This window comes from Cellvibrio sp. pealriver (assembly GCF_001183545.1).
Lineage (GTDB): Bacteria > Pseudomonadota > Gammaproteobacteria > Pseudomonadales > Cellvibrionaceae > Cellvibrio.
The window spans coordinates 1,226,086-1,238,354 of the sequence record NZ_KQ236688.1; the positions used below are offsets into that span (position 1 = coordinate 1,226,086).

At 41.3% G+C, this 12,269-nt stretch carries 9 protein-coding genes; 7 read left to right on the top strand and 2 right to left on the bottom strand.

The window, feature by feature from the left end; genetic code table 11:
- The first annotated feature begins 145 nt into the window (after positions 1-145).
- The 3 genes from lon to VC28_RS05125 all read left to right on the top strand — a co-directional run bounded on the left by lon (position 146) and on the right by VC28_RS05125 (position 5,125).
- Entirely contained in the window at positions 146-2,566 is a 2,421-nt protein-coding gene (gene lon / locus VC28_RS05115; protein ID WP_049629699.1) for an endopeptidase La, read from the top strand.
- 210 nt (positions 2,567-2,776) lie between these two features.
- Positions 2,777-3,049 (top strand): HU family DNA-binding protein, encoded by a 273-nt coding sequence (locus VC28_RS05120; protein WP_049629700.1) that lies wholly within the window; start codon positions 2,777-2,779, stop codon positions 3,047-3,049.
- A gap of 204 nt (positions 3,050-3,253) precedes the next feature.
- Entirely contained in the window at positions 3,254-5,125 is a 1,872-nt protein-coding gene (locus tag VC28_RS05125; RefSeq protein WP_049629701.1) for a SurA N-terminal domain-containing protein, read from the top strand.
- 105 nt (positions 5,126-5,230) lie between these two features.
- On the opposite strand, the gene VC28_RS05130 is transcribed toward VC28_RS05125, so the two are convergent.
- Together VC28_RS05130 and VC28_RS05135 are read right to left on the bottom strand one after the other, a co-directional pair.
- Positions 5,231-6,196 (bottom strand): sensor domain-containing diguanylate cyclase, encoded by a 966-nt coding sequence (locus VC28_RS05130; protein ID WP_049629702.1) that lies wholly within the window; start codon positions 6,194-6,196, stop codon positions 5,231-5,233.
- A gap of 8 nt (positions 6,197-6,204) precedes the next feature.
- Positions 6,205-6,822: a hypothetical protein gene (locus tag VC28_RS05135; protein ID WP_053094156.1), complete on the bottom strand. Its 618-nt coding sequence runs from the start codon at positions 6,820-6,822 to the stop codon at positions 6,205-6,207.
- Between the two features lie 280 nt (positions 6,823-7,102).
- On the opposite strand from VC28_RS05135, the gene VC28_RS05140 reads away from it, so the two are divergent.
- From VC28_RS05140 to VC28_RS05155, 4 genes are read left to right on the top strand one after another with little or no spacing between them, the layout of a single operon-like run.
- Positions 7,103-8,737 (top strand): peptide ABC transporter substrate-binding protein, encoded by a 1,635-nt coding sequence (locus tag VC28_RS05140; RefSeq protein ID WP_231591654.1) that lies wholly within the window; start codon positions 7,103-7,105, stop codon positions 8,735-8,737.
- 3 nt (positions 8,738-8,740) lie between these two features.
- Positions 8,741-9,676: an ABC transporter permease gene (locus VC28_RS05145; RefSeq protein WP_049629704.1), complete on the top strand. Its 936-nt coding sequence runs from the start codon at positions 8,741-8,743 to the stop codon at positions 9,674-9,676.
- Positions 9,677-9,679: 3 nt separating this feature from the next.
- On the top strand, positions 9,680-10,570 hold the full coding sequence (locus VC28_RS05150) for an ABC transporter permease (protein ID WP_049629705.1): 891 nt from the start codon (positions 9,680-9,682) through the stop codon (positions 10,568-10,570).
- A gap of 2 nt (positions 10,571-10,572) precedes the next feature.
- Complete coding sequence (locus tag VC28_RS05155) at positions 10,573-12,186, top strand: ABC transporter ATP-binding protein (RefSeq protein WP_049629706.1); 1,614 nt, start codon at positions 10,573-10,575, stop codon at positions 12,184-12,186.
- Positions 12,187-12,269 lie beyond the last annotated feature (83 nt).

A 12,269-nucleotide genomic window follows, 5' to 3' on the forward strand; every position in this document is an offset into this window, starting at 1 on the left:
AATTATCTGTGATTTTAAAACAAAAAGAGCGCATTTCGCGCTCTTTTTGTTTTTTATCTCCTTAAGCTTGTAATTCGGTGTTTTAACCCCCACTCTTATTCTATTGCAAGACAGTATCTTGTCTTTCCGTAATAGAGAGGAACCAATGGTCGCTGAAACTCTTCGAAATCTCCATATCACTGAAATTCCACTACTCCCACTGCGGGATGTAGTTGTATATCCTCATATGGTTACCCCGTTATTTGTCGGTAGAGGCAAGTCAATTGAAGCCTTGGAAAGGGCAATGGCAAGTGACAAGCAGGTACTGTTGGTGGCGCAGAAAAATCCACAACAAGATGAACCTCTGGCGCAAGACCTCTATAAAATCGGAACAATTGCTACCATTCTCCAACTCCTAAAATTGCCAGATGGAACTGTCAAGGTTCTCATTGAAGGGCGGGAGAGGGCTCATATTGAATCAATCGAAGAGGCTGATTCTTTTTTTAGGGCTACTGTGGATGTAATAGTGAGTCCCCAAATTGCCAATGAAGAAGCTCGTGCTTTAGTTGCATCTGCCATAGGTCAATTCGAGCAGTACGTAAATCTTAGTAAAAAAGTCCCAGTGGAAGTTATCACTTCATTGTCTGGAATTGATGAACCCGGTCGATTGGCTGATACGATAGCTGCGCACATGTCATTGGATCTTCCCAAAAAGCAGTCCATTCTTGAAATGGCCGATATCCATGCTCGAATTGAACACCTCCTTGATTTGATGGATGCAGAAGTTGATCTATTCCATGTCGAGAAAAAAATTCGTGGTCGTGTTAAAAAGCAGATGGAGAAAAGTCAGCGCGAGTATTATCTAAACGAACAAATTAAGGCTATTCAAAAAGAACTTGGAGAGCTTGGAGAAGAAGTTAGCGAAGCGGATGAGCTTGAGAAAAAAATCGTTGCAGCAGCTATGCCTAAAGAGGCTGAAGAGAAGGCTCGTACTGAACTTAATAAATTAAAAATGATGTCCCCAATGTCGGCAGAAGCTTCTGTACTCCGTGCTTATATTGATTGGATGATAAGGGTGCCTTGGAGCAAGAGAAGTAAGGTGCGCCACGATCTTAATCGCGCGGAGGAGGTGCTTAATAAGGATCATTTCGGTCTCGACGAGGTAAAAGAGCGCATACTTGAATACTTGGCGGTTCAACAGCGAGTAAAGAAAGTAAAAGGCCCCATCTTATGTCTTGTTGGACCTCCCGGTGTTGGTAAAACATCCTTGGGGGAATCAATTGCGCGCGCAACAAACCGTGAGTTTGTTCGTATGGCCTTAGGCGGAGTGAGGGATGAGGCTGAAATTCGCGGGCATCGGAGAACTTATATTGGGTCATTACCTGGAAAACTAATCCAGAAAATGGCTAAAGTAGGTGTGCGTAATCCACTTTTCTTGCTGGATGAAATTGACAAGATGGGAATGGATAATCGTGGTGACCCTGCTTCTGCTTTATTGGAAGTTTTGGACCCGGAACAGAATAGCCATTTCAGTGATCATTATCTTGAGGTTGATTACGACTTGTCTGACGTTATGTTCGTATGCACGTCTAATTCTATGAATATACCGGGACCTCTGCTGGATCGTATGGAAATTATTCGCATCCCAGGGTATACGGAAGATGAAAAGCTCAATATTGCCCAGCGTTATTTGCTGCCAAAACAAATCAAGGCAAATGGCTTAAAAGAAAGTGAAATCAATATTAGCGAAGATGCTATTCGTGACATTATCCGTTATTACACGCGCGAAGCTGGTGTTCGTGGACTTGAGCGGGAAATTGCGAAAATTTGCCGTAAAGTGGTTACTCGTCACGTGAAAGGGCATAGAGAGAATGTTGATCAGGTTAAAGCTGCATCTCTTGAAGGATTGTTAGGCGTTCATAAATTTGACTTTGGTAAGGCCGAAAGTAAAGATCAAATAGGTCAGGTAACAGGTTTAGCTTGGACTCAGGTGGGTGGCGAATTACTTACAATTGAAGCAACCTCCGTTACAGGTAAAGGAAGAGTTATTAAAACTGGTTCTTTGGGGGATGTTATGCAGGAGTCCATTCAGGCTGCTTTGACTGTGGTTCGGTCTCGCAGCCAAGCTTTGGGGATAGCTCCAGATCATCATGAAAAGGTGGATATACATATCCACGTACCCGAAGGTGCAACCCCCAAAGATGGTCCAAGTGCAGGGATCGCCATGTGCACTGCACTGGTGTCCATACAGACCAATATTCCTGTTAGGGCAGATGTTGCCATGACAGGAGAAATAACCCTTCGAGGAGAGGTTTTGCGAATTGGTGGGCTCAAAGAAAAGCTTTTAGCTGCACATAGAGGCGGAATAAAGACGGTAATTATTCCTGCTGATAATGAGCGTGACCTCAAAGAAATCCCTGATAATATAAAAGAAGATTTACATATAAAACCGGTAAAATGGATTGACGAGGTTTTGGCAATTGCCCTGCAATCCAGCCCTAAACCTCTTAGTGATGAAGAATATCGTGCATTGGAAAAGGCAGCCCAGAAAACTACAGATAATGACAATAGGTTGAGCACCCACTAAGAGGAAAGGCTAGCTGATTCGAAATTGCACATTAACTGTTTGTTTTGTGATCCGCCCCGTGGGGTTTTGTGTAAAGCTTTAAGCTTTCCTTGACCCTCTTCCACTCTGTTGGTATAAATCGCAATTCATTTGATGCACGGGTAATCTAGATTAATAACGAAGTTGATCTGTACTGTGTTTTTAGAAACAAATAATCAAAAGGGGTTAAGTGTGAACAAAACTGAGCTGATTGAAGCGATTGCCGCATCTGCGGATATTCCTAAAGCTGCTGCGGGACGAGCCTTGGATGCGGTAGTTGAAAGTATCACTGGAGCCCTGAAAAGCGGAGATTCTGTTGTTTTAGTAGGGTTTGGTACATTTGCAGTTAAAGAGCGCGCCGCTCGTACTGGTCGCAACCCTCAAACTGGTGCGGAAATTAAAATTGCTGCCGCTAAAGTTCCAGGCTTCAAGCCCGGCAAAGCGTTGAAAGATGCAGTAAATTAATAAGTGCTTTCAGATATTTTTCTGACACTTTTAAGTATACGAAGCGCATCATATCAAGGTGCGCTTTTTTTTTAAGCTGTTCTCTTTTATGTTTGCATCTCTGTGCATCAAATTAATTAAAGAGTTTGCTTATTTAAAATCAAATAATTAGTTTTTCGTTGCTTATGCCATCTGTAGGGCATATTTATCCGCTAGGAGTTCAAAATGTTACAACACCTCAGAGATAATTCCCGAGGCGTGATCTCGTTTATTTTGATTGGCTTTTTGGTAATCATTTTTGCCCTTACTGGTGTTGAGGCGTTATTTAATTGGGATACCTCTGCCAATCAGGCAGCTAAGGTTAATGGAGAGGTTGTTACAGAGATGGATGTTGCTCGCGCAATCAGCATGCAAAAGCAACAAATGCTCAATACTTATGGCGACCAAATTCCATCTGAATTCCTCAGTGATGAATATTTACGTAAACCAGTAATAGAAAATTTGATTCAGCGTATGGTGCTGTCACAAGCTGCTGAAAGTGCGGGAATGAAAATAGGCACCTCATATTTAAGTGAACAGATTGCAAGTGCTCCGCAGTTTAAAAATGAAGCCGGCTTATTTGATAACACTCGTTATCAGCAAGTTTTACGTAATTTAGGGTACACACATAGTACATACTCCAAAATTTTATCTGACGAGTTGGTTATTAATCAGTTGCAGGCTGGAGTAGAAGCAACTGCTTTTGTTACATCAGAACAACTTAGTGATATATATTCTCTAAGTTTTCAAACTCGCGATTTATCTTACTTCCTGCTTCCAGCAGCAAAAGAGCGTGAGTCAGCAATTGTAGAGCAACCAGAAATTCAAGCATATTACGAGAAGAATCAACAAGCATTTACAAGTGAGGATCAAGTAGCTGTTGACTATATCAATCTCAATGTGTCTGATTTGATGAAGAATGTTGTAGTTACAGATGAACAGCTACGTAAACAATACGAACAAAATTTATCAAGCTTTGTTGCCGCAACTGAGCGACAAGCTGCACATATCCTTGTTGAAGGTGAAAACCCCGAAAAAGTAAAAACTATCAATGAAAAACTTGCCGCTGGGGAAGATTTTGCAGTTGTTGCAAAAGAACTTTCAGATGACTTGGGTAGTAAAGAGCAGGGGGGGGATTTGGGATTTACAAAAGGTGATGCATTTCCCGAAGAATTTGAAGCTGCCTTGGCGAAACTCAAGGTGGGTGAGATATCTGCAGCAGTGAAAACTGACGCAGGAACTCACTTTATTAAACTATTGGCTGAAAAAGGCTCTGAGCCTCCGAGCTATGATGAACAAAAAGCTAATCTAGAGGAGCAACTAAAACGATCCGAAGCAGAAAATATTTTCGTTTCTCAATTGGAGAAGCTTCGTGATTTATCGTATAACGCCGAAAACTTGAGTGAAGTGGCTCAAGAGTTGGGACTTAAAGTTGAGAACTCTGGATTATTTGAACGAAGTAAAGGACAGGGGTTATTTTCAAATACTGATATTACTGAAGCTGCATTTTCAGACGAGGTACTGCAAGAGGGTAATAGTAGCGATGTTATTGAGCTTGACTCTAGCAATGTAATTGTATTGAAGAAAACTGATTACAAACCTAGTCAGGTAAGACCATTATCTGAAGTTGAGGGTCAGATAGTTAATTTGTTGAAAGAGCAAAAAGCAAAAGTTGCTCTAGAGAAGCAAGCAGTTGAGTTGATAGGATTGTTGAAGTCTGGAATGAGCTCATTAGATGTAAGCAAAAAAGCTGGCGTTGAACTAAAGCAAGTTAAATCCGCTTCGCGAAATGCATCAGGGGAGAATCCTGAAATAGTAAGTCATGCTTTTTCCATGGCAAAGCCTGCGAATAATAATGCTTCTTTTGACACATTAACTACTGTCGCTGGAGATATGGCTGTTGTTGTTCTAGAGGCGGTGACTCCAGGAACACAGGAAAAAGTAACCCCCGAACAAAAGAGCGCAATAGCCTCTCAGCTCGTTAGCATTTATGGGAAAAATGACTTTTCCAGCTATCAAAAGTTGCTTAAAGATTCAGCTGACATCTCTCAGAAATAAATAATTCTCAAAACAAGAAAAGGCTCCAATGGAGCCTTTTTTGTTTTTGTCTCTCAAATTTTTAGTGAAAGTATTTTGAGGGAACCATTTACCATAAACAAATAATTAAGGGGCAATAGTGTACCTATTTCGCCCACCTTCTTTTGACTTGTATAGTGCTTGGTCTGCTTTTTCAATCCAATTGCGATGATCGTGCAAGTCTTCCGTTAATTCGGCGACGCCCAAGCTGATCGTGAATTTTATTTCGTGCCCTTCAGCGAAAATAGTTAATTTTTCAATTGCAATACGTAGCCGCTCGGCAAAAACACAAGCTCCATCACCATTAGTATTTGTGAGCACAATACCAAATTCTTCACCGCCGTAACGGCCCGCTATATCTAAATCACGAACTTGCTCTTTAATGATGCGGCTTACACCTCGAATGGCTTCATCTCCGACAGTATGGCCGTATTTGTCATTAATTTTTTTAAAATGATCAATATCTAACATGATTAAACTAGACGGCTGTTCATAGCGATCATAACGCTTGAACTCTTGAATTAGCCTAAGCTCCCAATAACCACGATTGTATAAACCAGTTAAATGATCTGTCCGACTTAAATTTTGTAATTGTTTATTGGCTTGTTGCTGTGCAATCTTATTAACCGCAGTGTCTGTGACATCATAAATAATCAAACAGATATGACCAACTTCTCCTTTCGTGTCGAGAAGGGGAATGATTGTACTATTTTGATACATGTATTCTGCTGTACCAGTAATAGGGCGGTAATGAGGGAAGCGAAATAAGTAGGGGCGTTGCTCCCATGTTGTAAAGGCTGTGTTTTGGAGAACAAACACAGCTTTTGATTTATGCCTAAACCACTGCTCGGATAATTCGGGGAAAACCGAGAAAAGGCTTTTATTGAGAACTTCTTCAGGAGCCTTTCCGCTATGGTTTTGCATAAAGCTGTTCCAGACCTCAATTTTGTAGTCAGGACTCATTACAACTAAACCGACATCAATATTTTGCAAAATGTCCATTTGCCAGTGAACATCTTTAAATAGTTTGCTGAGCTCTTCGCTAATTGCCATTATTCAACCTAATCGAGTAGGTAATTCAACTTTTCAGTTAATCCAAAAATAGAGTGTTCCGCAATAACTAATAAAAGGTCGCAGTTAATTTTATGATTTTCAATGGAGTAGTTAATTTCTACCACCAAGGCCTGCTTCCATTTCATGTTATTGTTTTGTAATAGATCAGTGATATTGCAGTGTTGGCCTAGAAGCATTGGGGGGCCAAAACTAAAATGGGTATCGAGCTGCTCTGCTAGTCCTCTTAAGCATGCACCATTCAGAACATTTGCAGTGTCCATTAATAATTCATACTGTGCTTGCTCGTCGGGTGCGCGGTCATATTTAAGAAGCTTGGCAAGATCCTCAAAGTCGGTCTCATGGAATATAAGCATCGCCTCACCAGCAATACCTCCTCCAATAAACCCTTGGCATACGCCATGGACTATGTCGTTTTTACTTTCACGATTCAAGGACTGCAATGCCATTGCGATATCAGTGGGATTCAATACGCTTACATGAGGTATGGATAGTACTACAAAGACATCTAGCAATCTCGCCAGGTGTGACCCTGCCTGCCCCATAGCGACATTGGTTATTTCCTGAAGGCAATCGCGTTGGTCTTCGGTGAGCAAGTAATCTCGCATAATTCAGATCTTGTTATAAAGATTCCACAGAAATATTTAATTGAAGCTTAGCAGCAATCTGTAGTTTTGTCGGGAAACATCACGTGATGTGAAACAGTTATAGTCAAAAGTCTTTAGCGAGATTGTATGAACATTGGTCTTTTAGATGTAAGTTGTTGTAAATAAAGACTTTTATGTGGCTATATTTGAAAATTAAAGTGTACTACCATGGGGCTATGCTGTGGGATATCCCATGTGTGAGCCTACGAATAAGGCTATGTCGGGCGGAGTGGCGAGCGGAATGACTATCGTAACAATAATGAGATGCGTAATTTTGGCAATACTGGTATCTGGTCTAGCTGCCTGTGAACGAAAGACATTAGTAGATATTGGTACGGAGCAGCAAATACTCTATTTCGGAAATGCAACCGATGTAACGGGTGTTGATCCCCATGGCACTAATGGCATGCCAGAACAACGAATCATGATGTCATTATTTGAGGGGCTGGTGGCGAAAGATCCGAAGACATTGGAGATTGTTCCTGCAGTTGCAGATAGCTGGGAGGTGTCTGCTGACAATATGACTTACGTCTTTCACATCAGGGAAAATGCGAAATGGTCTAATGGAGACCCATTAACGGCACACGACTTTGTTAATGGTTGGCTAAGGGGGTTAATGCCCGCACTTGGCAACGAAACAGTCACATCATTATTTGTGTTTAAAAATGCTGAAAAATATTATCGCAAAGAAATTACAGATCTTTCTCTCGTCGGCTTTAAGGCTTTGGATGACCATCATCTAAAAATAGAATTAGAAAATCCTACCCCATATTTTTTACAGCTCTTGGATTATCTTGCGTTATTTCCTGTGCACACCGCCACCATAAAAAAGTTTGGTGATTTGGATGATCCAGCAAATCCATGGACAAAACCGGGTAATTTTGTTGGCAACGGAGCGTTTGTATTAAAGGATTGGGTTCCCGGCAGGTCGTTGGTTGTCAAAAAAAATCCTTATTATTGGGATAAGGAGAAAGTTCGGCTTAACGAAATTCATTTTATGCCTATAGAACAGCTATTGGTTGAGGAGCGTATGTTCAAGGCTGGGCATTTACATCGCACAGAATGGATGCCTTACGCAAAAATGCCGGTCTATCGGGAAAATAAAGATCCCGAATATAATCATTATGCTTATTTCGCGACGTATTTTTATGTCTTTAATGTTACTAAACCCCCATTCGATGATGTGCGTGTCCGTAAGGCTTTGGCTCATGCCGTAGATAGGGAAACGCTAGTGGCAAGCGTTACGAATGGTGTGCAAAATGCGACAGGTGCATTAACACCGCCTAATACTTTGGGCTACACATCCAGACGCCAGATTGTGTTTGATGTGGAAAAAGCGCGTCAATTGCTAGCGGAGGCCGGTTACCCCGATGGAAAGAATTTTCCTGTAGTAGAGTTAACTTACAATAACTCAGAAGATCATCGAAAAATTGCTGAAGCAGTGCAGCAAATGTGGAAAAAAACGTTAAATATCAATGTGAGGCTTAAAAATCAGGAATGGAAGGTTTTTTTATACGAAATTAAAAATTTAAATCACGACATTGCCCGCACTGCATGGGTAGGCGATTACATAGATCCCAATACGTTTCTTGAAATATTTACCAGCACAAGTGGCGATAATAAAAGCGGCTGGAAAAATAAACAGTATGATAGTTTGATTAAGCAAGCTGCAACAATCGCAAATAAAGAAGAGCGTTACGAAGTTTTTCAACAAGCAGAAGCTTTATTGTTGGATGAGGCCCCATTTATTCCACTTTATAATTACACTACCAATAATCTTATTTCCGAGCAGCTAAAAGGCTATCACCAAAATATTTTGGATTATTACTCCTATAAAAATCTGTATCTTGAAGCTAAGAAACCCAAGGCAAAATAACCTATGCTCATGTTTATCGCTAAACGTGTTTTACAAGCTATTCCGGTTTTATTGGTGGTAGCTACGGTCACTTTTTTTATGGTGCGAGCTGCACCGGGTGGTCCGTTTGATAAAGACAGGTCTATACCTCCTGAGGTCATGACCCAACTGAATAAGCGCTACCATCTCGATGATCCTCTTTGGAAGCAGTACGTTGACTACATGAGCAACCTGGTTCAAGGAGATTTTGGCCCTTCGTTTAAATACGCAAGTCATTCTGTTACCGAATTAATTGCTGCAGGTTTACCACCTACATTAGAACTTTCCGCATATGCAATTTTATTTGCGCTGATCATCGGTTTGCCCATAGGTATTGTGGCTGCGTTAAAACAAAATACATTTCTGGATTACGCTCCAATGTCCACAGCCATGATTGGTATTTGTATGCCAACGTTTGTTTTGGGGCCTATCCTGTTATTGATATTTGGAATTTGGCTGCAATGGCTGCCTGTTGCTGGGTGGGGACAAGTTCCAGGCGATAAAATTCTTCCTTCTATTACACTGGGTTCTGTTTATGCTGCTTATATTGCACGCATTTGTCGCGGAGGAATGTTAGAGGTGCTCTCACAAGACTATATACGCACTGCGCGAGCAAAGGGTTTATCGACAGCGCGCATTGTTTTGGTTCATGCATTGCGAGGCGGAATTACTCCTGTTATTTCTTTTCTTGGCCCTGCTATTGCGGGGTTGCTTGCGGGTTCATTTGTGGTTGAATCTATTTTTCAGGTTCCGGGGTTGGGGCGATTTTATGTTATGGCAGCATTCAATCGTGATTACACCATGATTCTTGGTTGCACTATTTTTTTTGCTTTCTTGATCATTGTTTTCAATTTGCTCGCAGATATTTTGCAGGTTTGGTTAAACCCAAAATTGCGCCAAGAGCTGGAAGCGAGGGGATAATCGATGGCACAAGCAATTGAACCCCAAATCTTGGAAAATTTGGAAAAAGGCCGATCTTTAACTGAAGACGCAATTGCCCGTTTACGTAAAAACAAAATGGCAATGATAAGTCTTTATTTTCTACTGGGACTAATTGTTATTGCGATACTGACTCCCTGGATTGCACCTTATAGTTATGAAGAACAAAATTTGGCTTTGGGTGCATCGGCACCCTCCATGCAGCATTGGTTGGGCACAGATATTTTAGGGCGTGATCAGCTCACCCGCATTATGTACGGCAGCCAAATTTCTTTAGCTGTCGGCTTTATTGCCACAGCTGTTGCATTGACTATAGGTGTTTTATGGGGAGCTATTGCAGGTTTTGTAGGGGGTAGAGTGGATGCATGGATGATGAGAACTGTCGATGCGCTTTATGCTTTACCATTTACAATATTCATTATTTTATTAACTGTTGTGTTTGGCAGTAGTTTACTACTTTTATTTTTAGCAATAGGCGCAGTCGAGTGGCTCACGATGGCGCGAATTGTTCGCGGGCAAGTATTGATGATTAAAAAACAAGAGTTTGTGGAAGCCGCTGTTTCCATGGGGTTGTCGCCGTGGCGAATCATATCTCGTCACTTGATTCCCAATGTACTGGGTCCTGTTATTGTTTATACAACGCTCACAATTCCTAGTGTAATTTTGCTTGAATCCTTCCTCAGTTTTTTAGGCCTCGGTGTTCAACCTCCTGCAAGTTCTTGGGGATCACTCATATCGACAGGTGTTGAAACCATGGAAGAATATCCTTGGTTACTGCTCTTTCCTGGGTTGGTACTGACAGTTACATTATTCTCACTCAATTTTTTGGGTGATGGTTTACGTGATGCGCTAGATCCCAAAGCGTCAAAGGATTAAGTATGTCGACACAACCATTACTGTCTGTAAAAAATTTGCGTATTGTTTTTAATACACGCAATGGCCAAACACAGGCTGTGGAAAATTTAAGTTTCACGCTGAATGCTGGTGAGGTTTTAGGGATAGTAGGAGAGTCTGGTTCAGGTAAATCTGTTGCCTGCTATTCACTCCTGGGATTAATACCAACTCCACCTGGAAAAATAGAGTCAGGGCAGGCGATATTTCACGGAAAAGATTTACTGTCGATGTCAGAAAAAGAGTTGAGAAGTATTCGTGGCAATAAAATTGCGATGATTTTTCAAGACCCTATGACAAGCCTTAATCCTTACATGCGCATTTCCGATCAATTGATTGAGGTTTTGCTGCAGCATAAGTTATCCAATAAAAAAATAGCACGTGAACGCGCTATCGCCTCTTTAATTGAGGTGGGAATACGTGATGCGGAAACACGTATTGACCAATATCCGCATGAGTTTTCAGGTGGTATGCGGCAGCGCGTAATGATAGCAATGGCACTGCTTGCAGAGCCTGAAATATTGATTGCTGACGAGCCGACCACTGCCTTGGATGTTACGGTACAAGCACAAATTCTTGATCTCATAAAAAATTTGCAAAAAACACGTCAGCTTGCCGTTATTTTTATTACTCATGATTTAGGCGTTGCTGCACAAATGGCAGACCATGTACTGGTAATGGAAAAGGGGCGGCTGATAGAACAAGGAAAATCTGCTGATATTTTTCATACGCCTACCCAGGCATACACGCAAAAATTACTCAAAGCTGTACTGACCACAGCCAAACCTGTTGCCAGTGCGGCACTTTCCGATGCTGAACCTTTAGTTGACGTTAAAAATCTAAAGGTTGGATTCTCCTCTCATTCAGGTAGTTTTTTTAATAGAGTCAAAAAATTTTCCAGAGGTGTGGAGAGCGTCAGTCTTAGTATTCGCCATGGTGAAATTTTGGGTCTGGTTGGGGAGTCCGGGTCGGGCAAGTCAACTCTTGGTAGAAGCATAATACGTTTAGTTGATGCACAAGAAGGGGAAATTCTTTTTAATGGCGTGAATTTGCTCGAATTAGACGAACCTCACATGAAGAAAACTCGACGTGATGTGCAAATGATTTTTCAGGATCCTTATGCATCATTAAACCCTCGCATGACAGTATTCGATACATTAGCCGAGCCATTATTAGTTCATGGTATTGCTACAAAAGATACGGTACTGGGTAAAGTCAATGCACTCATGGACGATGTTGGATTAGATCGCCGCTTCATACAGAAATATCCCCATGAGTTTTCAGGAGGGCAGCGCCAGCGTATCGCTATTGCCCGTGCAATCGCATTAAAGCCAAAACTCATTATTGCAGATGAGCCTGTATCCGCATTGGATGTTACTATTCGTGCACAAATACTTGCCTTGCTGCTGGAATTAACCCAAAAACATAATTTAACCATGCTGTTTATTTCACACGATATGTCAGTCGTGCGCTATTTATGTGACCGCATTGTAGTCATGCAACATGGAAAATTAGTAGAAGAGGGCGATACAGAGCAATTATTTTCTGCTCCACAGCAGGAGTATACCCGCCAATTATTGGCGGCAATTCCAAAGCTCTAATTTTTTAAGTAAGGTGTTTTCAATCGCCTTATTTTTGAGAGAAAAAATTAAAGAAAAGATTAAAAATGCTTCAAATTTCTTCC